Genomic DNA, 22,289 nt, shown 5'->3' with positions numbered 1-22,289 from the left:
TTGGAAAATTATAGACCCATCACGAAAGCGACTGCAGACAGGTTCCTGCAGTTACTGAAAACGAAGGGGCCACAAACGGCCGCTACGCTGGCTGCCGCATTGCAAATAACAGGAGAGGGCGCCCGCCTGCAGCTGCTGAAGCTGGCAGAAGAAGGGCTTGTGGTGTCGGCAACCACCTCAAAAGGGGTAGGCCGGCCGGTACAATTATGGAATCTTACACCATTGGGCCATGCCCATTTTCCCGATAATCATGCCGAACTTACCCTGCAACTGCTGGAAACCATCCGGGAGGAACTGGGGGAAGAGGCTTTGGAAGCCGTTGTGGCTGCCCGCGAACTGCAGCAGCAGAATAAATATATGGTAGCCCTGGAAGGCATTACTGACCTGGCTGACAGGCTCAACCAGTTTGCTATTATCCGCACAAGCGAAGGATACCTGGCAGAATGGAAAGCCGAAGAAGACGGGTTTGTATTCATTGAGAACCATTGCCCCATCTGCTGCGCAGCTACCAAATGCGCCAATATCTGTACATCAGAGCTCAGGACCTTTAAGAATATTATGGGAGACGGGGTGAATATAAGCCGGTCTGATCATATTATAGCGGGCGACAGAAGATGTGTATACAGGATCACCTTTGCCAAAGAAGGGGTACAGGTTTAGCACTTTCTTTTGGAAAGTACTGTGGCGCTAAAATGATACCGCAGTCCATACACTATCCATACTTTATAGTAGGCTTTAAGCAGGAGTATCCATACACTATCATGCTATAAGCACAAAAGTGCCGGTAATGATCAGTAATGCTCCGATTGCCGTCTTAAGGGTAAGCGCCTCATGAAGGAAGATCACAGATAATACAATAGTAAGCGCTACGCTCAGCTTGTCTACCGGCGCTACTTTGGATACCTGTCCAACCTGCAGTGCCTTGAAATAAAAGATCCAGGATAAGCCTGTTGCCAGGCCGGACAATATCAGGAATATCAGGCTGTACCTGGAAATATGCTGCAATCCCTTATTCTCTCCTTTAAATAAGACTATCCCCCAGGCCACCACCAGGATGATGACGGTACGGATGGCTGTGGCCAGGTCAGAATTGACATTAGATACGCCTATCTTGGCGAAAATAGCGGTCAGAGAGGCAAATAAAGCTGATAATAAGGCATAAATCCACCACATAACTTATTGATTTAAAAGTAAAAGGGCCGGTTAACCGACCCTTTTACCTAATATGCTTAGACTTCTTTCCACTCCATCCAGTACAGCAATGTCCGGTAAATGAGCCCATTCTTTGAACCCCATTTGTTCAAACAGTTTAATGCTGGGCAGGTTGTGAGAAAAAATGAATCCCAGTAAAGTATTTATTTTAATAACAGGGCATTGTTCCATGGCGTAACGCAGGATCGTCTTTCCATAGCCTTTTCCCCGGGCATCTTCCCGCAGGTAAATACTGATCTCGGCTGTACCGTCATATGCAGGCCGGCCGTAAAATGACTGGAAGCTTACCCAGCCTATGGTCTTTCCTTCGTCTTCCACCATCCACAGAGGTCGTTTCTCCGGGTTGTGTACATTAAACCAGGGAATGCGGCTTTCCACTGTAACAGGTTCTGTATCAGCGGTTACCATTCTTCCGGCAATAGTGGTATTATAAATAGCTACGATTTCCGGCAGGTCTTCTAATGTTGCGTTTCTGAAAATCATTGAATAATTCCTTGGTTGATACAAATATAGTTTGATTTTATATGGTGAAATCTTCTCTCAGTATGCTGTAAATATAAGCATCCACAAAACGTCCCTTCCGGCAGAACGCCTGTCGTAATAGACCTTCCTTTACGAAGCCCAGTTTTCCCAGTAATTTATAGGAGTAAACATTTTCAGGATCTACGATTGCCTCCACCCGGTTCACCTTCCGTTCTTTAAAAGCATAACTGAGCAACCTGTGGATACTGCTTACCATGATGCCTTTTCCCCAGTAAGCCGGCAGGAGGTCATAACCGATCTCCAGTTTCTGGTGAACATTATTTATATGATGAAAGCCACAGGTACCTATCAGCTCATTATGATCAGTGAGGGTAATTGCCCAGCGCATTCCTTCTCCCTTTGCCAGTTTTTCCCGGAAAAAGTTGATCAGTTGCAGGGCTTCTGATACGTTCACAAACCGTTCAATATCCATGAAACGCATGACGGCTTCGTTGGAGAACAGGGTGAAAAGCGGGGCAATATCCCTTTCATCTATAGGTCTGAGAGTAATATTGCCGGTTGATAAAATGGGTACCTCGGTCATATCTGGTTATTGGCCGGCTGCTCCGGTTCTTTACTGATGATCTTCTCCTTTTTCTTTTTGGGTATGGTTACGTCGCCCAGCAGTAAGGCCCAGGGCTGCATATACTCAATATGTTCAAAGATGATCTTCAGAATTGCAATGAGGGGGATAGCCAGGAACATACCAGGCACGCCCCATATAAGATTGCCGGTTACCACCCCAAGGATGGTAACCAGTGCATTGATCTTTACTTTGGAACCTACTATCCTGGGAAGGAGAATATTGCTGTCAAGGAAGTGAACTATAAGCAGGCCTATAGCTACCTGCAGGGAAGTGGCAAGGCTGCTGTTGGTAAGTGTAATGATAGTACAGAGGATAGTGGCCATGTAAATGCCAAGGTATGGTATCAGGTTAAAAAGAGCTGCCATGATACCCAGCAGAGTAGCATATTTGATACCCAGTATCCAGAACATAGCACAGTTGACGAAGGCAACTACTATCATTTCTATCATTAATCCGGATACATAGCCCTTGATAATGAACTGCGTCTGTAAGATCACGTCCTGCAGTTTATCCCTGTGTTTTTCCTTAAAAAGCCGTACAAGGAAGGTAACCAGCAGGGAACGGTAAAGCAGAAAGAAGAAGGTATAAAGCAGTACAAAAACGATAAATATAAGGAGAGAGGAAAGTGATAACAATGTGCTGCTCAGGAATGTAGCGGCAGAGCCGAGTGTTCCCATGGCAAACTGTTCCAGGTAGTTCATCTGCGTGGTTGCATTGATATGGAACTTTACGTTTATCCATGTCTGTAGTTCGTTCAGGGAGTGGAGCAGTTGTTGCTGCAGCTGGGGGAAGTCAGTAACAAATGCCCCCATCTGTGCTGCCAGGAGGATGAATACGCCTACCAGGAGTACTACAAAAAGCAGGATAACCGTGAAGGCTGCCAATCCGCGGGAGAAACGCCATTTTTCCAGCACGGTAGCCATGGGAAGCAGCATGATGCTTACCAGGAGTGCAAAGGCCAGCGGTACAAGCAGATCGTGCCCCAGGCGGGCAATGTATATTATTAATAAAAGGGAAATGAGGGTAAATGCCAGCCGGGCATTGAATGGCAGCTTCACTTCGTTCATGGACAGCGTATTTCCCTCAAATATATAGATTTAAATATAGGGGCAAAAGTTTACGGTTTAAATCAGCTGTTTCATATGTGGTATATAGATAACGCAAACATTGGGTGCTACCAGTGAAATGAAGAAGTGATTACCGCTCATTTTAAAGATACCTTCCCTGACATTACGATTAATGAATTCATACATGGGAATACCTGCCGTAGCAAAATCCATGGGTAATGGCAACCGGAGGTAATGACCGCCAGGTACATGTTTTGACATAAGGTTCTCTGCCATGAAGGCATTCATCAGCTGTGTGCTCACCTCTCTGGAGGGTATAAGGATACCAGCATACACGCTGATCTTCTCATAATTGGTAACCGGTATGGAATCCAGCGTACTGGTAATGATCTTTGCGTTGGGAAGATTATAGTTTGACAGGATATTCCGGAGACGTTCTTCTTCCCGGCTCATTTTAAGGATCATCTGACCTATGGGGTCCTGTCCGCGGGAAATAAGATTATAGAACAATATAGAATCCGGCAGCGTATCAGGTTCAACACGCTCAAAGCTGAAATAAGGGGTGATCAACCCGCCTTTTTTATCGAAGGCCTGCACAATGACATCCACCATTTCCAGGGTACGTTTCTCATTAGGCAGGGTATCTATTTTACGGAAACCCCTCGGGCTTTTATTAAAGTGCTGGGTAAATGCTTTCGTATATGCAGCTACGGTGGCATAGCCGGACAATTCTCCTATTTCGCTGATATTATAACCGCTGTGACGCAGTAGTCCGGCAGAAAGTTCCAGGCGGTGACGTTTTACATATTGCCAGTAGGGCTCACCCATTACAGCAGTGAAGCTATGGTAAAAATAAGAGTAGGAAATTCCCAGCCATTCCGACACGTGTTTCATTTCAAAAGATTCTCCGACGTGGTCATCCGCATAACAGAGTGCTTTCAGGGCCAGCAGCTCCATCTGGTCATGGGCCGTAGGATTGTAGTTCATTGCTGTTTAGAATTATTGTGGGTTAAGGGTTTCTTATAATTTGTAATTAATCAAAACGTGATAATCGAATGTAAGATTTTGCTCTCATATTAAAAAAACGATTTAACAAATAATATTAATGTAATTATAGTGCGGCGGGAATTATCAGTATTTTCGCAATGTGCGGGTCTGGCCAGACTACTATGATAAAAAAATATTATTTTCGCCGCCGTTACCAGGGATTTTAACAGATTTTAACAATTTTTGACTGATCCCAACGTTAGTAGTAATATCGTCCTGCTATCCCTTTATGCCTCAATGAAGTAGTCCAGATTTTACGGAAAATAAATCCCCTTATGCATTTAACAAATAGAGTTGCATTGAGAAACCAATTATTTTATGCTACACTGAAAAGAGTATGCGTTTTTTTACTTATTTGTTTACCCTTCAAAGGTTTCAGCCAGTCATGGCAGGCCGGGGGCTTCCTGGGTATCAGTAATTACAGTGGTGACCTGGTACAGCAACGGGTAGACCTGAAATATACGCGTTATTCTATTGGCGCATTTGTGAAACGCGACATCAACCGTTACCTTACTTTACGCGCCGGCCTGACCTACGGCAGGATTGCAGGTGCGGACAGTACTAACCGGGATACCTTGCTCTTGGCCCGTAACCTGAGTTTCCGTTCTCCCGTTTTTGAAGCTCAGCTGGCTGCGGAGATCAATTTCCTGGACCTGGACGTGAAGCATTTCACTCCTTATGTATTTGGTGGGGTGGCATTATTCAGTTTTTATCCTACTACAAAAGATGCCCGGGGCAATACCGTGAATCTTCGTCCGTTAAGCACGGAAGGGCAGGGGATGGCCGAATATCCCACCAGGAAGCAGTATAATCTGCGGCAATTCTCCATACCCTTTGGCGCCGGTATAAAAATACTGATCACAGATAACTGGATAGCAGGGTTTGAAATAGGCCTGCGTAAAACATTTACAGATTACCTGGACGATGTAAGCCTGACCTATGTAGACCAGGCCACGCTGCTCCGGTCTAAAGGCCCGACGGCGGTAGAGGTTGCCTATCGTGGAGATGAAGTGAACCCTGCTCATGCTGTACCGGGTACATATCCTGCTGACGGTACTATACGTGGCTCTGCCAAATACAAGGACTGGTACGCATTTACCGGTTTCACACTCAGCTATCGTTTTGGCGGCGGAGGCAGAAATGTATGGGGAAGACAGAAGGCTTCCAGTTGCCCGCGTTTCTAAACGTAATACAGATAAGGAATTCCGCGTTACAGCAACGCGGAATTTTTTTTGGCACACTTCTTGAATTTTGTAGGGCAGACAGGACGGAAAGAAGCGAAGAAGTCAACATACCGGACAAGACCGGGAGTTTCAGAAATCGCGGAGAGAGTAAGAACAAAGGTTGGCATTGGTTGATGTTGACACGCTTTTTCTCCTGTTTTAACCGAATACACAAACCACAGCATATGCCATCAAATAACAAATAATTTTATGCTACGGCATACCAGACAGTAGCAAAGCACCGTTTAATCTACTGTACCATATTCTTTAAAATTACTAGTCTAAACGGATAACTATTCCAATCTACTTTTACATTTTTTTTCCAAAAAACTAAATCGAACAGCATGAAACAGATAGTATTATTATTACTGCTGATAGGGGGTGGTATTGTTGGCGCACAGGCACAGCACAGAGGAAATGGTTATGGTCATGATAAACACTACCGCGTTCACAGAGGCGGAAACTGGGATGATTGCAACAGGCATTACAGAGGAGCGTATTACAATTGCCGTCCGGCTGTTCCCGTAGTATATGCACAACCGGCTCCTGTAATATATGCAGAACCAGCACCTGTGGTATATGCGCAGCCTGCTCCTGTATATGTACCTGCTCCGCCTCCTCCTCCAAGAGTTGTATATCAACGCTCTCCCAGAGTAGTGATCGCTACCGGCCCTATCGTGATCGGACTGTAAAACAATAACATAGCGGCTGACCAAAGTCAGCATCCAAATAAAGAATGACGAATTATGATTGTGTGTATCTTTGCACGGATCGTAATTCGTCATTCGCATTTATAGCAATTGAAATATGGCATATAAGCACCTGAAACATTTTATAGATACACTGGAAAAGGCTGGAGAACTGGTAAGGATCAAGACCTATGTAGACCCTAAACTGGAAATAGCGGAGATTACCGACAGGGTGAGCAAATCGCCCAACGGGGGCAAAGCCCTCCTTTTTGAGAACACGGGCACTGATTTTCCTGTGCTGATCAACTCCATGGGTAGTTACAGGCGTATGTGCCTGGCGCTGGGCGTGCAGGAGCTGGACGATATTTCCCGTGAGATAGAAGACCTCTTTAAAATGTTATCTAAACCGAAGGAAGGAATACTGGATAAACTGGCTATGCTGCCCAAACTGGGACAGTTTGCCTCCTGGATGCCCAAGGTTGTTGGTGGTAAAGGTGCCTGCCAGGAAGTAGTGATGGCAGATCCTGATCTGTCCAGACTCCCTGTACTGCAATGCTGGCCTAAAGACGGAGGGCCTTTTATCACCCTCCCTGTTATCCATACCAAAGATCCGAATACCGGTACCCGCAATGTAGGCATGTACCGTATGCAGGTGTTTGAAAAAGGAATGACCGGAATGCACTGGCATAAGCATAAGGTATCTGCCAAACATTTCCAGGAATATAAAAAGCTGAAGAAACGCATGCCTGTGGCTGTAGTGCTGGGAGGCGACCCGGTATATACCTATTCAGCCACCGCTCCGCTGCCGGAAAATGTGGATGAATATATGCTGGCTGGTTTCCTGCGCAAGCAGAAGGTGGAGCTGGTAAAATGTATCAGCCAGCCGGAACTGGAAGTACCTGCGGATGCTGATTTTGTGATTGAAGGCTACGTAGATCCGGAGGAAGAGCTGATCTGGGAAGGCCCGTTCGGCGATCATACAGGTTATTATTCCCTGGCAGACTGGTACCCACGTTTTCATGTTACCGCCATCACACACCGCAAGGACGCCGTATATCCATCTACCATAGTAGGTATTCCTCCCCAGGAAGACGCATGGATAGGCAAGGCCACTGAAAGGATCTTCCTGGCGCCTATCAAAATGACCCTGGTGCCTGAGATTATGGATATGGAAATGCCGGTAGAGGGTGTGTTCCATAACCTGGTGATAACCCAGATAAAGAAAGATTATGCCGGACAGGCGCAGAAAGTAATGAATGCAATGTGGGGCGCAGGACAGATGATGTTCAACAAGATACTGGCTGTTACAGATGAAGGCAGCGGTATCCATGACTATAAGAAACTGGCGCAATACATGTTCAGGAACCTGAACCCTGCCACAGATATTTATTTAAGCCAGGGCCCCATGGATGTGCTGGACCATTCCTGCTCCAAAATGGGCTTTGGAGGAAAAATGTGCATTGACGGTACCCATAAGTATGAGGAAGAACTGGAGAATGGCGGACTGATATTACCATCACCCAAACTGAATACAACGGAAATACGACAACGTTTCCCTGAGATAAAAGGCATTAACGATTCCCTGCTGAAAGATGATATTCCCTGCCTGCTTATCAGCGTGGAGAAAGCCCGTCCTTTCCATATCAAAGAACTGAATGAACAGCTGTACACCCTGCCGGAAATGCTTGGTGTAAAGATGGTGCTGTATGTTGAGCATACTGTTGATGTGAGCGATCTTCCTTCTGCCCTGTGGCGTTTCTGTAATAACCTGGATCCCCGCCGTGACAGCTTTGTGGTACGTCCGCCGTTACCGGGACAACCAGGTAAGACAGGAGCAGGCATAGGTATGGACGGCACGCTGAAAACCCGTTTACTGGACAACTTTGAGCGCGACTGGCCTAATATCATTGTGGCTGACGATGAAACTATCCGTAAAGTAGATGAGAAATGGGCTTCCCTGAACATAGGGCCGTTTATAGCCTCTCCTTCACATAAATATAAACACCAGATGTATGGCGAAGAAGCCGTGGTTCCGCAGTAGCCTGCTTTTATGCGTTTGCCTGCTGATATGCCGCTTTGTTAGTGCACAGGTGTCTTCTTCAGAGTTTAATCAACTTGATAAAATGGAAGGCCGCTGGGTGATGAAAACCAAACGGAGCATATACCGTGAGCATTGGAAGCGTCTTGATGAGAACACCTGGAAAGGCCGTACCTGGCGGATCTCAGGCGCTGACAGCACGCAAATGGATGAAATGCAGCTTTTTCGTACTGCAGAAGGGATCTTCTTTTCTGTGGATGCGGTGAGAGACCCGCAGAGCGGTCAGCCGGTAAGGTTTAAATTACGTGTATTAAAACCTGTTGGGTTTGTGGCAGAGAACCTTGAGTGTGACTTTCCCCAGAAAGTAGTTTACCGCTGGAAGGGGAATGACCGTATGGAAGCGCATTTTGAGGGAAAGAAGGATAAGACATTCAGTGAAATTATCATGCAATACGAAAAAGAATAAAGGGCTATTTCCTTTTTGCGTAAATCAATTTCCGGATTACATAAAACAATAAAGCAAAGCTATAATAGCTTTGCTTTATTGTTTTACAAATAAGGACAGTCTGCAATTGTACTTCAAGTTGAGTTGGTCGTACAATTCTAAGATACGCCGCTCCTGGTCGCAGGAAGCGGCTTTTTATCATTTATGTATCTCTGAAGTAAAGTGGAACTCTATATCCGGGTTGTTGGTACGTTCAGTGTTGAGATACCATTCTGATTGCGCCAGGTATACCAGGTGTCCGTCTTTATCTTCTACTACATTAGCCTGTTTGAAGCGGATGAATTCTTCTATCTTCTGTTTCTCGCCCGTGATCCAGCATGCTTTGTAGAAAGGCAGTGTATTGAACTGGCAGGAAGCGCCGTACTCCTGCAGGAGGCGGTACTGTATCACTTCAAACTGGAGATCGCCCACACAACCGATGATCTTACGGTTACCGTTATGCTGGGTGAAGAGCTGTGCTACCCCTTCATCTGTCAGCTGGCGAAGACCTTTTTCCAGTTGCTTGGTTTTCATTGGGTCTCTATTCACCACTTCCTTGAACAGTTCAGGAGAGAAGCTGGGGATACCTGTGAAGTAGAATTTTTCTCCTTCGGTAAGGGTATCGCCTATTTTGAAGTTGCCGGTATCGAAGAGACCTACCACATCGCCGGGGAAGGCATCATCTACTACGTTTTTCTCGCGCGCCAGGAAGGTATAAGGGTTACTGAACCTTACATCTTTATCCAGGCGTACGTGTTTATAGAATTTATTCCTTTCAAAACGCCCGGAGCATACACGGAGGAAGGCAATGCGATCACGGTGCCGAGGGTCCAGGTTAGCGTGGATCTTGAAGATGAAGCCGCTGAACTTATCGTCCATTACTTTTACCTCGCGGGTGCTGGCGGGGCGATCACGCGGAACGGGCGCTATTTCCACGAAGGTATCCAGCAGGTCTTTTACACCAAAGTTGTTTACGGCGCTGCCAAAGAAGACAGGGGCCATTTTACCTTCCAGGTAGTCTGTATTATCGAAAGTATCGTATACGCCTTCAATCAGTTCAACGTCGTTACGCAGCTGAGCTGCGTCCTGAGCGCTGAAGTGTTCGTCAACATAAGGGCTGGAAAGGTCTGCCAGCGGAACGATGTCTTCGTCTGTCGCCTTTTTGTTGGGAGCGAAGGAAACGAAGCTTTTGTTATAAAGGTTGTATACGCCTTTAAAGTCGGTTCCCATGTTGATGGGCCAGCTGAGAGGGCGTACGCGGATGTTGAGTTTTTCTTCCAGTTCGTCCAGGAGATCGAAGGGGTTTTTGCCGTCGCGGTCCATTTTGTTGACGAAGATGATCACAGGGGTATCGCGCATGCGGCATACTTCCATGAGCTTTTCAGTCTGTTCTTCCACACCTTTTACGCAGTCTATCACCAGTACCACGCTGTCTACCGCAGTTAAGGTACGGTAAGTATCTTCAGCAAAGTCTTTGTGACCGGGAGTATCCAGGAGGTTTACCAGCATGTCCCTGTATTCGAAGGTCATTACGGAAGTAGCTACGGAGATACCACGTTGCCGTTCAATCTCCATAAAGTCGGAGGTAGTATGTTTCTTTATTTTATTTGACTTTACTGCACCTGCGGTCTGAATAGCGCCACCGAAGAGGAGGAACTTTTCAGTCAGGGTTGTTTTACCGGCATCCGGGTGGGCAATAATGGCAAATGTCTTCCTTTTGTTGATCTCGTTTGCGTACTTCATAATTAGTTTGGACCAAAAATGTGTGCAAAGGTACGGATGAATTATGAAAAGGCGTTGAAAATTAAGGTTTAGTAGTAATATGTTGATTTTTACCTTGTTGAGCGTAGTTAATTTCCCAGCTGGCCGCAGACCAGAATACGCTTCCGCAGAAATCGCTTTCGCCAACAGCGAAAACGATTTTTGTGGCATGTTACCCGACTTACATTAGTCAGTTTATGAATTATCATTATTAATTACTAATTTACGGACAGGGTTTCTTTAGCCCGGAAACCATACTCTTCTCTATGATTGCAACGATCAAAATTCTTTGGAATAGCCTGAAGATGGCTATACTGGAGCTGCGGGTCAACAAACTCCGTACTTTCCTGTCCCTCCTGGGTATTACCATTGGTATATTCTGCATTATTGCTGTGTTAACCGCTACCAATAGTCTTGAAAAGAACATCCGCACAGAGCTGGAATCTCTCGGCAATGATGTGATCTATATTCAGAAATGGCCCTGGGAGGGCGGTCCGGACTACCCATGGTGGAAATACATTAACCGGCCCTTACCCAAATTCCAGGAAGTAGCCTATATCCAGGAAAAGGTACATAGCGCAGGACTGGCATCTTTCGCGTTCTCTTCCGGCGGCAAGCGGGTGGAGTATGAAGATAATTATATGGAAGGAACGGAGTTATTTGCCGTCAGCCAGGATTATGAAAAGATCCAGCAGCTGAAGATAGTAAGCGGCCGTTATTTCACAGGTAAGGAAAATGAAGTAGGAACCAACGTTGTAGTACTGGGAGCTAATATATGGGAAGGACTGTTCAGCAGTCCGGAGGCTGCTGTAGGAAAGACCATCAAGATAAGCGGCCGTCCCTGCCGCATAATAGGAGCATTGAAGAAGAAAGGCTCCAGTATTGTGGATGGCATCAACTACGATAACTGCGCCATTGTGCCGTACAGGTATGGACGTACGCTGGTGGATGAACGACGGTTTGCAGATCCTTTCATCATCGTAAAGGCGGCAGAGGGAACAACCCTGTTACAGCTGAAGGATGAGCTGAGAGGAAGCGTGCGCAGCCTGCACCGGCTGAGGCCCAGGGAAGAAGACGATTTCTCACTGAATGAGATCACCAGTGCCAGCGGAGAGCTGACCAGTGTATTCGGGATGGTGAACCTGGGCGGAGCGTTTATTGCGTTCTTTGCCCTGGTGGTAGGTGGTTTTGGTATTGCCAATATCATGTTTGTGACGGTGAAAGAGCGTACCAATATTATAGGACTGAAAAAAGCCATTGGCGCCAGGAAGAAGGTGATCCTGATGGAGTTCCTGCTGGAATCTATCGTACTGTGCCTGCTGGGTGGTTTACTGGGCCTGTTGCTGGTATATCTCATTACAGTGATCATGAACAGTCTGACCACTTTCGTCTTTGCGCTTACACTTAAGAATATTATTGTCGGACTTTCAATATCTACTACAGTTGGCATTATTGCAGGTTTTATCCCTGCCTTCTTTGCCTCCCGGCTGGACCCGGTGGTGGCTATCAGGAGCACCTGATAAGGCTATAATTTCCTACCTTTGCCGGCATGTCTGTAAAAATACTGGCCATAGAGTCATCATGTGATGAGACCAGCGCTTCTGTGCTGGCCGACGGAGTTATTTTATCCAATTATATTGCCAATCAAACGGTGCATGAGCAGTACGGTGGTGTAGTGCCGGAGCTGGCTTCCCGTGCGCACCAGGAGAATATAGTGCCGGTGGTTGACCTGGCCCTGCATAAGGCAGGTGTGCGTAAAAATGAGTTGAGCGCCATTGCCTTTACACAGTCGCCCGGCCTGATCGGCTCTCTGCTGGTAGGTAGCTGTTTTGCCAAATCCATGGCGCTGGCCCTGAACATTCCTCTCATAGCGGTACATCATATGCAGGCGCATGTGCTGGCTAATTTCATAGGAGAACATAAGCCTTCTTTCCCATTCCTGTGTCTGACAGTATCGGGTGGGCATACACAGATAGTACGCTGTGATGGCCCGCTGGATATGAAAGTGATAGGTGAAACGCTGGATGATGCAGCAGGAGAGGCTTTTGATAAAAGCGCCAAGTTACTGGGATTACCATATCCGGGTGGTCCGCTGATAGATAAATATGCAGCAGAGGGAGATCCCAACCGTTTTAAGTTCCCTGAGCCGCAGATACCGGGGCTGAATTTCAGTTTTAGCGGGTTAAAGACATCTATCCTGTATTTCCTGCAGGAGCAGCGGGAGAAAGATCCGCAGTTCACAGAGAATAATATGGCAGATATCTGTGCTTCTGTGCAGCATCGTATTGTCAGTATCCTGATGAATAAGCTGGTGAAGGCATCTAAAGAGACCGGTATCAGGGAGATCGGTATTGCCGGAGGGGTAAGCGCTAATTCCGGTTTGCGTAAGGCTTTGCAGGAGTATGGCAAGAAGCATGGATGGAATACTTACATTCCGAAGTTTGAATATTGTACTGATAATGCTGCCATGATAGCCATTACGGCGTGGTATAAATACCAGGCGGGCGAGTTTGCAGGCCTGGATGCAGTGCCGGGGGCCAGGGCCGGTTTTTGATCTGTTATGCCGAATCAATATTTCCGTTTTAAGCAATTTACTGTTCACCAGGAGGCATGTGCCATGAAAGTGTGTACAGATGCCTGTCTGCAGGGAGCTTATACAGCTGCGTACCTGCGTGGGAGTGATGTGCGCCGTGTACTGGATATTGGTACGGGCACAGGCCTGTTATCATTGATGCTGGCGCAGGAGCTGCCTGATACAGTATTCAATGCTGTGGAGCTGGATACAGCGGCTGCAGGGCAGGCGGCAGCTAATTTTGAGGCTTCTCCATGGAGCGAACGTTTATCTGTTATGATAGCTGATGCACGTGAATTGCCTGTTACTGAGGCATATGACTTTATTATCACCAATCCGCCGTTCTATGAAGCAGCCCTGAAGAGCAGCGATAAGCTGCGTAACCAGGCCATGCATACTACCACGCTGGATTACAGGGCGTTGTTACAGGTGATTGCTGCACAGCTGCGTCCTGAAGGCGCGTTCTCCGTTTTACTGCCTTACAGTGTGTTTGATGGTTTCAGGGAACTGGCCGCGGCGGAGGGATATCTCCCGGAAAAGATCTTACATGTAAAGCAAAGTGAAAACCATGACCGGTTCCGTACTATTGGTATTTTCCGGAGAAATGCCGGTATGGCTGCTGTCGACACCATTGCTATACGGGATACTGGCCATCAGCAGTATACAGCTGCATTTACCGCGTTATTGAAGCCTTATTATCTTTATCTCACGTAATCTTCCAGGTAATTAAATCTTTCTGTGAGTTGCCCGCCATGGGCAATAGTGGCGTTATGCACTGTTTCGCTTTCTGTTTTCAGTAATTCATCGAATACATATTTCATGAGCTGGTCGCCGAAGTATTGGGACGCATCCCGGGGCAGCTCATTAGGTAGGTTGCTTACGCACATCATATCGATGGTATCGGAGGCGTAAGGTGTTGTTTTTTGTTGTGTGAAGCGGTTTACGCCGTATACGGGATCTTCTATGGTGGAATCTCCCAGGTTGCAGGGAACGGAGCCATTGGTATCGTCGGTGATGTCGGCAATCACTTTTATGCGGAAGTTGTCTTTAGCCAGGTCACTCCAGGTGAACAGCGGCGGGATGCGTTCATCCCAGTAGATGCCGTTCATCAGTATATCCGTAGCAGTTACAAAGGGCAGGAAGCGGCAGTCGTACTGGTCCGGGTGCAGGTGAAAGTCTTCACGGCTGTAGGTCTTATCACTTTTCCGCAGATACAGTTCTCCTGCTTTGAGTTGTGTGTAGACAGGATAAGCGTATGAATTAATGAGATATTCTTCCGGTGGTATATACTTGATACCCAGCAGGCCCATTACTTCAAGGGTACCGGCTGCTACTCGTCCGGAGCCGGTGATTACGATCTTGACAGGTGGCAGTTTAGCACCGAAATAGTGATTAATAAGCTCTTTAAAATCGTGGCAGCGGTGCACAGGCACAAGTGAGTACTGTCCGGTCCTTTTGCCATATGCCAGCAGGCCGTTATGGGCGCCTACTACGCCGGCAAAGAAGCCGAAGCCTAATATCCGTTGTCCGTCCGGATGCACCAGGCATTCATAATCTATGAGGGTGATGTCCTGTTCCAGGATAGCCTGTAGCATGCGGCGGTTATGTGGTTGTTTTTTTCGGGTGTGGGAGAAGAAGAGATAGCGTTTGCCATGCAGTAGTTTTTCTGTCGGCACTTCTTTAATTCCCAGCAGGATATTGCAATGGGAGAGGTCTTCAGAGAGAGGAATGCCTGCCTGCCGGTATTCATCGTCAGTGAAGCATCTCCAGGTGGATGGCTGTACGGTGATGGTAACGTCAGGGTAATGTTTCATGATCCACTGGCATTGTTGTGGGGTGAAAGCGACCCTGTTGTCGTGTGGTTGTTTTTCTTCTCTTATAAGACCGAGGTTTAACATATCCCGCTATTTATCATTCAAATATATCGGTTTTTATTTAACGGAGAGCTGCAGTAAAAAACGGAGCGCCCCTGAACTGGTCAGGAGCGCCGTTGTACCATCGGAAATGGTGTTCAGGTTTATTTCATGGATAGATGTAACGTAGTTGCGGCCTGCGGACAAGCCATTGTGAGTGTAAGTCGTGTATGCTTTTTCATTATTGTGTTTGTTTAAATTGATAACACAAAAATACGTCAGCACGCAACGGGTATCAATGCACGGTTGGTTACACCTATTGCACTTTTTCTCCTGTGGCAGATTGTTTACGGAAAAGGAGGGGAGAGGTATCTGTCTGATTGGTGAAGAGGCGTACGAAGTAGGCGGGATCGTCGTATCCCAGTTTGTAGCCTATTTCTTTTACGGTGAGGTCTGTATGAATAAGAAGGCGTTTTGCTTCCAGGATGATGCGGTTCTTGATAATATCGTTAGGGCTGATAGTGCTGTGTTTGGAGATGCGTTTACCCAGGGCTTTAGGTGTGATGTTGAGCATTGCCGCATAGTCGGCCACGTTATGATGCTGGGTGTAATGAGCTTCCACCAGCTGGCTGAATTTGCGGATGAATTCCATGTCCTGAGGTTCGTTTTTATCTCCCGGTTCATGTACTTTTTTCCAGATGCGGGTAGATCTTATAATGATCTGTTTGAGGAGGATGCGGAGCATTTCTTCCATGCCGGAATCATCCTGTGTGGCTTCTTTTTTTATTTCGGAGAGCGTACGGCGGGTGATGGCAGCGGCTTCTTCATCGAGGTGTACTACGGGGATGTCGTAGACATTATTATAGAGAATGCCGTCGCAGGCTACTTCTTTGTCGTGTATCTGGATGCAGTAGAAGTCGCGGTTATAATAGAGCAGGGTACCTGTGCCGGAGAGTTTGTACCATTGTCCTATGTTGACAAAGAAGAGGGCGGGTTGTTTGAGCTGGTAGGTGTTAAAATCGACTGTTATTTCGGAGCCGGCTTCGAGAAAGATGATTTTGATGAGGGAGTTATATTCTTCGTTCATAGCTTCTTCCGAGGATGTATGATCGAAGTCGAGGTAGCCTATTTTTTTAGTAAAGAATTGTTTTAAAACATTTGCCATGGTGCAAATGTAAAAAGAAAAACCGTCCCTGTACAACAGGAACGGTTATCAACTATGGGTGAGCCTATTATAATAATTCAGCGAGGGCTTCTTTAGCAAAGCCTTTCAGTTCACTGGTGCGGTCTTCTTTGATCTTTTTCACCCAGTCAGCGTCTGCCAGCAGCGGTCTGCCAACTGCAACCAGGTCAAAGTCGCCACGGTCAAAGCGGCGCAGCAGTTCGTCCAGGGATGCCGGATCGGAGCTTTCACCTCTGAATGCGGCCATAAATTCGCCGGAAAGCCCTACTGAGCCAACGGTGATGGAAGCTTTGCCTGTCAGTTTTTTAGCCCATCCTGCGAAGTTGAGGTCAGAGCCTTCAAATTCCGGTTCCCAGAAGCGGCGTTGAGAAGCATGGAAGATGTCTACGCCGGCGTCTGCCAGTGGAGTGAGCCAGGATTCCATTTCTTCCGGCGTTTTGGCCATTTTGTAACTGTAATCATATCCTTTCCATTGAGAGAGGCGAATAATGATGGCGAAGTCTTCTCCTACGCGGCTGCGTACTTCTTTTATTACTTCTACGGCGAAGCGGGTGCGTTCTGCCAGTGTTTTGCCGCCATATTTGTCAGTACGGAGGTTGGTATCTGCATTAAAGAACTGGTCTATCAGGTAGGTATGAGCGCCATGTATTTCCACGGTGTCAAATCCCAGGCGTTTGGCATCTGCAGCGGCGTCTCCGAATGCGGCGATGGTATCTGCAATGTTCTTGTCAGACATAGCGAGACCGTTAGTGTTGCCAGGGCGGTTAATGCCTGATGGTCCTTCGAAAGGAGTGAGGGGTAACCAGCCGGAGTGGTGGTTGTCCATTACTCCCTGGTGCCAGATCTGTGGACCCATGCTGCCGCCGGCGGCATGTACGCTATTTATTACTTTCTGCCATCCGTTAAGGGAGCTGTCGCCATGAAAGCGGGGGATGTTGGGATCGTTGGAAGACGCCGGGCGGTTGATGACTGTTCCTTCTGAGAGGATCAGGCCTACTTCGCCTTGTGCGCGGCGTTGATAATAAGCCGCTACGTTATCGCCGGGTACTCCGTTAGGGGAGAAGGACCTGGTCATAGGGGCCATCACTATTCTGTTCTTTATGTTCAGTGATTTCAGACTGAAGGGTTGGAATAATTTGTTCATCTTATGATTCTTTGATGCAAAGGTATCGGATATTTCCGAAATGCCAATGCTTAAAAATTTTCTTGGGGATTATAGAAATTTATATACATTTGCAACCCGCAACTGAAGGACGGTTGCTTTGCCCAGATGGCGGAACTGGTAGACGCGCTAGACTCAAAATCTTGTTTCGGCAACGGAGTGCAGGTTCGATTCCTGTTCTGGGCACTTAAAATGCAAAACCCGCTCTTAGAGCGGGTTTTGCATTTTTATATATTATCCCACTCTATCCAACTCACTATCAATCAATCCTGAAAAGTTCGATTCCGGGAAAGGGATCAAGTTGAAAACTTGGGGGGGGGCTATATAAGCCAACATTTTGTATCAGAACTATCGTCAGTTATAGGATCTCGAATATTGAAAGGAGCGCAAATTTCAAGCGAACAATAATTCTAATTCCGTGTTATACTCCATGTGCTTTTCGCAGTAGAATAACCAAACCCTGTAATCATTCAAATCATATGAAACACCATCATCACCACGGATGCACGCATTGTGCGTGTAGCAACCCCGTTTTAAAAATCCTGAAAGATGAGCTCTTCACTCCTGAAAATTTCGCTAAGCTCCCAAAACAAAAGACATTTAAAACAGAAGAACAAACACAACCATTCATGGTCACCGGCGGCATTATCCGCCCTATGATCAAAGGTGCCATTGAATCTGTAGGTGCTATTGGTTTTGCAGAAGGCATTGTCGTAAAGACAGGAACCAAAGAGGAAGTAGCCACATTTATGGACGACACGTACCCTGGGTATACCAGCAGGGAACTGGAGGAAGGCCAGACCTTACTGCCCGGTCTGATTGAACCACACATTCACCTCGTTCCTACAGCGATGTTAATGGGCTGGGCAGATCTAAGTGCATTTGACGGCCAGATACTGAGACCCGACTACAACATTGCCACCCTGGGCAAAACTATTGCTAAAGAGGCGAAAAACTTAGCCAGCCTGGATCCTACGTTATGGTTCCTGGGGGCAGGTCTTGATCCGGCGCTGATGCCTTTATTAAAAAATAATAAAGAGCTGTTAACAATAGACATCGACCTGCTGGATAGCATTACCACAGATGCGCCGGTGTGCATTATCGCTGCATCTATGCATACCTTGTATGTGAATACAAAAGCACTGTGGCTGATCTGGAATTTCCCGGACAACATTGACCTGTTAAACACCTACTCTTCCTTCAACGACTACAAAGAGAAAACAAAGGGACAGTTACAGGAAAGCGCAGAGATGACGCCTGCATTGAAAGCCATTCCACCATTACAGAAAGCTGACTTTTTCCTGAAATCATTTATCTATTTAAAACAGATCTTTGATACTGCCAATTCCAGGGGTGTAACCTTTATGCATGATGCGGGAATGAATAAGGGGCAGCAGGAAATACTGGAAGCATATCTGGCAGTGAACAAGGGGACTGTTCGTATCGGTGCAGCCGAAGTATGTAACTCAATGGATGACCTGAATAAAATAAAAGATTTCCCTGTTCCGCCAACCGTATACAAGGACATCTACAAGAGTCATGTGAAAGTGATCTCTGATGGTTCTAACCAGGGATTGACAGGATATCAGTCAGACCCTTATTTATGTAATCCTGCTCATAACTATGGCGTGTACAATTTCGCAGACAAGTACGATGAAAAGCCATTGATCCCGCCAAAGGATTTCCGACAGCTGATGCAAGAGATTGTAAAGGTTAAAAATTGGCCGGTGATGATCCATGCGAATGGCGATCGTGCAGTTCAATTTGCGATTGACGCATTTAAGGAATTTATTACTGATCCTCCGGCAGGGGTGCGACACAGGATAGAGCATTGCTCCTTAACGACACAGCAAAACCTGATAGACATGAAAAATCTGGGTGTCTCTCCAAGTTTCCTGATTGGCCACGTGGGTTACTGGGGGTATGCTTTCCAGGAGGCGATCTTTGGGGAGAAATCAAATATGCTGGATCTCTGTAACAGTGCGCTGAAACTGGGTATGCAGATCACACTGCATAGTGATAATTCGGTAAGTCCACTGGGACCGTTGAGAATGATGGAGCAGTCTATCACAAGGAAAATGGAGGCGGATGACGAAGCAGGGGTATTGAATGGAGCAGAATGTATCACGCACGAACAGGCATTGCGGGCTATTACCTACGATGCAGCATGGCAGTGTTATGCAGAGCAGTGGACTGGGTCGTTGAAGGCAGGGAACTTTGCAGACTTTGTCGTATTGGCACAGGATCCACTGACAATGAAGAACCCATTTATGAATATGCGGAATATCGAGGTGGTGGAAACATGGGTAGCAGGTTTGAAAGTGTATAGTACAGTGCTGCAAGAAGCAGGCATAGTATGATAAAAGAAAGGCCGTGTTATCAGTGACATGGCAGAGTTTACACCTGTTTTCTATAGATCGTCAAAAATTGATGGAGCACAAGCCCCCAGTTATGGAGTGGCATGCTCCATTTCTTTTCAATGTTTACGTTAATAATTCATCAGGGATTTCAAGACCTGCTTTTTCTGCCGCCGCAATATGTGCCTTTGCCTTATCATGATCGATAAAACCCTCTTCAAACAGATATATTCGTGCCAGTTCAATATGTCCGCTAGCATAACCACGGTCTGTCGCTGTTATAAAGTACCCTATTGCCGATTTTACGTCTTTTACTACACCTGATCCCCTCAGGTAAAGATTTCCCAGATGGAAGGCACCCATTTCCGATTCATCTGTGCGGTAATACCGGAGAGCGGTTTCAAAATCACCATTTTCTTCATACAGGTTTCCCAATCCAATGTTATCCGGTTCTCCAAGTTCTTCCGCCTGATGATAGTGGTATAATGCCAGCTCAGGATCCGTATCATAAAGCAGATATCCGAGGTTATTATGTGCCGCAGCCATACCATCGGCTGCTGCCTGTAGCAGTAGGTCAATGGCTTTGTCTGCATCAGGAATGGTCCCTATGCCATACTGGTAACACTGACTTAATCCATAGAGCGCATTTGTATTGCCGGCAGCAGCGCCTTTTTCATACCAGTAAAATGCGTTATCCTCATCTACATACCCGTCTACCATATAATAAATATGCGCCAGGTTGTTCATTGCATAACCATATCCTTTTTCAGCAGCAAGTGAATAATGATAAATTGCTGACGGGTAATCCTCCCTGTTGTAAGCATCTACGCCGATATTATACAATTCTTCCACCGGTGTGTAGACATCTGTAACTGTTTCTTCATCAGGCGTCCTGGCATATGCCAGGAGCCTGTTTCGCACTATCTCATCATAATAGAAACTGTAGTTTTCACTTTCGGCATCCTGTTGTACCAGGCCTTTATTTGCTCTGGATATCCCATATTTATCTATAAGATATACATCCTGCCCCTTTATAGCCCAGGCAACGCCCTGATGAGGCGCTTTACGTACTATTAAGTCGAACTGCTCACCATTTTCAGTAAGACTGTATAAGCTGTCTTTCTGTAGGATGAATACATCATTGTACAACAGTTCTATTTTTTCATATTTAAAATTGATGATCACTGTTGCATTATTTGCCAATACCCCCCATTTTCCATTCTTTTGTGCAATATAATGGCCACTGTGCCTAACCTTGTTAAGGGTTTCGTATATTGGTTCAACAACAACTTCTCCCGAAACATTGACTAGTCCCAGCAGGCCATTGCGCTGAACTATCGCCAGATCAGCGCTATCAAAATCATAAGCATCATCCCATTCGGGAAGCACTATAATCTCACCTGATCTATGCACATAGCCATATTTCTGAGCCTTCATTACCACCGCAATATCCTGCTCACCGAATTCATAAAATTCATCAAATTGAGGACGCAGTAATATTTCTCCTTTAGCACTTTTTAATCCCCATAATCCATTCTCATTGTAAATTTCTTCTTTTGCCGGTTCTTCATAGATATGTCCCCATCCATAGTAATAGTCCACATAGTTTAATAGTTCAGCAAATGAATGAAAAGCCATGCTTACATGTTTGAACTTTGTGTAAGCCAACAGTGAAACGTCGTTATTTTCCATGGCACTGGTGATCATCGCATTGTTATACGCAATATCTGCCAACCAGATAGCCGCCTGTTTGTTATGCGGTATATCTTCCATATTGAATACATCCCGGGCATTCATGCTAAAGTAGGCATATTGCAGGCCGTCCAGATATTTGAATAGTTTATTTTTGCATGCTGTAAAGATGCTTCTATTGCTAATGAGAGACTTTGTAGTATCCAGGAAGTTGTAAAACCTTTTCAGGTTTTCGATACCGGATTTGGTATCATAGTATAAAATGTCATTTTCAATAAAGCCTCCACTTATTAGCAAAGGTTGTAATAATAGTGGCATCTCATATTCACACTTCACTATCACTATATCATTCCTGTCTATTCCTGATGGGAAGCTGATGTTGCTTAAATATACGTTGTGTGACATGCCGCAAAGGTAATATTTTTAATGCGGCTATCAACTGCCTGAAATAGAAGCGGCGCCGTTCCTGGAGCGGGAAAGGCTTCGTTTAATACCTGGATGGCATTCTTCATCGTCGATTGGCAACACCGGTCAACTTACTGCTTTTAGGTTTTGCCAATATCATTACAAGTATAAAAGCTAATGAACCTGCAAGATATAGCCCTAAAGTAAGACTAAGGATGTGGCTCACATTTTGGCGAAATGAAAAAAAAGAAAAAATAAATGTAGGAATTTTCCAAAAGATCAAATATGCACTGAAAATAATTACTATATAGAGACTGTAAAATGAACTGTGTCAAAGGTTAAAATAATTTCCTGACCTTTAACACAAGTTTCTTTTTATGAGCAAGAATGATCAATTTGATTACGACGGCCTCAAGAAAAAGGCCTTAGAACAGTT

Annotated in this window: 19 protein-coding genes and 1 tRNA gene; 10 read left to right on the top strand and 10 right to left on the bottom strand. The window is 46.0% G+C overall.

Annotated elements, in window-relative coordinates; all coding sequences use genetic code 11:
- Complete coding sequence (locus GO493_RS28220; protein WP_157309596.1) at nucleotides 1–660, top strand: helix-turn-helix transcriptional regulator; 660 nt, start codon at nucleotides 1–3, stop codon at nucleotides 658–660.
- A 99-nt stretch (nucleotides 661–759) separates the two neighbouring features.
- On the opposite strand, the gene GO493_RS28215 is transcribed toward GO493_RS28220, so the two are convergent.
- Genes GO493_RS28215 through GO493_RS28195 form a run of 5 tightly spaced genes read right to left on the bottom strand, consistent with a single transcriptional unit; the run spans nucleotide 760 to nucleotide 4,374 of the window.
- A complete protein-coding gene (locus tag GO493_RS28215; protein ID WP_157309595.1) occupies nucleotides 760–1,173 on the bottom strand; it encodes an EamA family transporter in 414 nt (137 codons plus the stop codon).
- A gap of 30 nt (nucleotides 1,174–1,203) precedes the next feature.
- Nucleotides 1,204–1,695 carry a GNAT family N-acetyltransferase gene (locus tag GO493_RS28210; protein WP_157309594.1) on the bottom strand — a complete coding sequence of 164 codons (492 nt, stop codon included), beginning with the start codon at nucleotides 1,693–1,695 and terminating at the stop codon, nucleotides 1,204–1,206.
- Between the two features lie 37 nt (nucleotides 1,696–1,732).
- Nucleotides 1,733–2,278, bottom strand: coding sequence for a GNAT family N-acetyltransferase (locus tag GO493_RS28205; RefSeq protein ID WP_157309593.1), 546 nt, complete (start codon nucleotides 2,276–2,278; stop codon nucleotides 1,733–1,735).
- Nucleotides 2,275–3,387 carry an AI-2E family transporter gene (locus GO493_RS28200; protein ID WP_157309592.1) on the bottom strand — a complete coding sequence of 371 codons (1,113 nt, stop codon included), beginning with the start codon at nucleotides 3,385–3,387 and terminating at the stop codon, nucleotides 2,275–2,277. Before GO493_RS28200 ends, GO493_RS28205 begins: the two co-directional genes overlap by 4 nt.
- Before the next feature lie 57 nt (nucleotides 3,388–3,444).
- Complete coding sequence (locus GO493_RS28195; protein WP_157309591.1) at nucleotides 3,445–4,374, bottom strand: helix-turn-helix domain-containing protein; 930 nt, start codon at nucleotides 4,372–4,374, stop codon at nucleotides 3,445–3,447.
- 359 nt (nucleotides 4,375–4,733) lie between these two features.
- Between GO493_RS28195 and porG the strand changes: the two genes are divergently transcribed.
- The 4 genes from porG to GO493_RS28175 all read left to right on the top strand — a co-directional run bounded on the left by porG (nucleotide 4,734) and on the right by GO493_RS28175 (nucleotide 8,850).
- Entirely contained in the window at nucleotides 4,734–5,618 is an 885-nt protein-coding gene (gene porG, locus GO493_RS28190; RefSeq protein ID WP_157309590.1) for a type IX secretion system protein PorG, read from the top strand.
- 383 nt (nucleotides 5,619–6,001) lie between these two features.
- Complete coding sequence (locus tag GO493_RS28185) at nucleotides 6,002–6,349, top strand: hypothetical protein (RefSeq protein WP_157309589.1); 348 nt, start codon at nucleotides 6,002–6,004, stop codon at nucleotides 6,347–6,349.
- A gap of 115 nt (nucleotides 6,350–6,464) precedes the next feature.
- Nucleotides 6,465–8,387, top strand: a complete 1,923-nt coding sequence (locus GO493_RS28180) for a menaquinone biosynthesis decarboxylase (protein ID WP_157309588.1) — start codon at nucleotides 6,465–6,467, stop codon at nucleotides 8,385–8,387.
- Nucleotides 8,359–8,850: a DUF6265 family protein gene (locus GO493_RS28175; protein ID WP_157309587.1), complete on the top strand. Its 492-nt coding sequence runs from the start codon at nucleotides 8,359–8,361 to the stop codon at nucleotides 8,848–8,850. Before GO493_RS28180 ends, GO493_RS28175 begins: the two co-directional genes overlap by 29 nt.
- A gap of 177 nt (nucleotides 8,851–9,027) precedes the next feature.
- On the opposite strand, the gene GO493_RS28170 is transcribed toward GO493_RS28175, so the two are convergent.
- The gene (locus tag GO493_RS28170; protein ID WP_157309586.1) at nucleotides 9,028–10,611 is read right to left on the bottom strand and encodes a peptide chain release factor 3; all 1,584 of its coding nucleotides are present in this window, start codon (nucleotides 10,609–10,611) and stop codon (nucleotides 9,028–9,030) included.
- A 284-nt stretch (nucleotides 10,612–10,895) separates the two neighbouring features.
- Here GO493_RS28170 and GO493_RS28165 point away from each other — a divergent pair, with 284 nt between their 5' ends.
- From GO493_RS28165 to GO493_RS28155, 3 genes are read left to right on the top strand one after another with little or no spacing between them, the layout of a single operon-like run.
- Entirely contained in the window at nucleotides 10,896–12,149 is a 1,254-nt protein-coding gene (locus tag GO493_RS28165; protein ID WP_157309585.1) for an ABC transporter permease, read from the top strand.
- A gap of 29 nt (nucleotides 12,150–12,178) precedes the next feature.
- Nucleotides 12,179–13,183, top strand: coding sequence for a tRNA (adenosine(37)-N6)-threonylcarbamoyltransferase complex transferase subunit TsaD (gene tsaD, locus GO493_RS28160; RefSeq protein WP_157309584.1), 1,005 nt, complete (start codon nucleotides 12,179–12,181; stop codon nucleotides 13,181–13,183).
- Nucleotides 13,184–13,189: 6 nt separating this feature from the next.
- A complete protein-coding gene (locus tag GO493_RS28155) occupies nucleotides 13,190–13,915 on the top strand; it encodes a tRNA1(Val) (adenine(37)-N6)-methyltransferase (RefSeq protein WP_157309583.1) in 726 nt (241 codons plus the stop codon).
- Here the strand turns inward: GO493_RS28155 and GO493_RS28150 are convergent.
- The 3 genes from GO493_RS28150 to GO493_RS28140 all read right to left on the bottom strand — a co-directional run bounded on the left by GO493_RS28150 (nucleotide 13,903) and on the right by GO493_RS28140 (nucleotide 17,381).
- Complete coding sequence (locus GO493_RS28150) at nucleotides 13,903–15,099, bottom strand: NAD(P)-dependent oxidoreductase (RefSeq protein WP_157309582.1); 1,197 nt, start codon at nucleotides 15,097–15,099, stop codon at nucleotides 13,903–13,905. The two genes, GO493_RS28155 and GO493_RS28150, sit on opposite strands and share 13 nt — an antisense overlap.
- Nucleotides 15,100–15,370: 271 nt before the next feature.
- A complete protein-coding gene (locus GO493_RS28145) occupies nucleotides 15,371–16,219 on the bottom strand; it encodes an AraC family transcriptional regulator (protein ID WP_157309581.1) in 849 nt (282 codons plus the stop codon).
- 67 nt (nucleotides 16,220–16,286) lie between these two features.
- Nucleotides 16,287–17,381, bottom strand: a complete 1,095-nt coding sequence (locus tag GO493_RS28140; protein ID WP_157309580.1) for an NADH:flavin oxidoreductase — start codon at nucleotides 17,379–17,381, stop codon at nucleotides 16,287–16,289.
- A gap of 120 nt (nucleotides 17,382–17,501) precedes the next feature.
- Here GO493_RS28140 and GO493_RS28135 point away from each other — a divergent pair.
- Both GO493_RS28135 and GO493_RS28130 read left to right on the top strand, forming a co-directional pair.
- Nucleotides 17,502–17,585, top strand: a tRNA-Leu gene (locus GO493_RS28135).
- Between the two features lie 293 nt (nucleotides 17,586–17,878).
- A complete protein-coding gene (locus GO493_RS28130; protein WP_157309579.1) occupies nucleotides 17,879–19,759 on the top strand; it encodes an amidohydrolase in 1,881 nt (626 codons plus the stop codon).
- A gap of 123 nt (nucleotides 19,760–19,882) precedes the next feature.
- On the opposite strand, the gene GO493_RS28125 is transcribed toward GO493_RS28130, so the two are convergent.
- Complete coding sequence (locus tag GO493_RS28125; RefSeq protein ID WP_157309578.1) at nucleotides 19,883–21,853, bottom strand: SEL1-like repeat protein; 1,971 nt, start codon at nucleotides 21,851–21,853, stop codon at nucleotides 19,883–19,885.
- Nucleotides 21,854–22,289: the final 436 nt, after the last annotated feature.

The organism is Chitinophaga tropicalis, from assembly GCF_009758205.1.
Taxonomy (GTDB): domain Bacteria; phylum Bacteroidota; class Bacteroidia; order Chitinophagales; family Chitinophagaceae; genus Chitinophaga; species Chitinophaga tropicalis.
The sequence above is the reverse complement of the archived record's forward strand: the minus strand, read 5'-3'. Positions and strand labels throughout refer to the sequence as shown.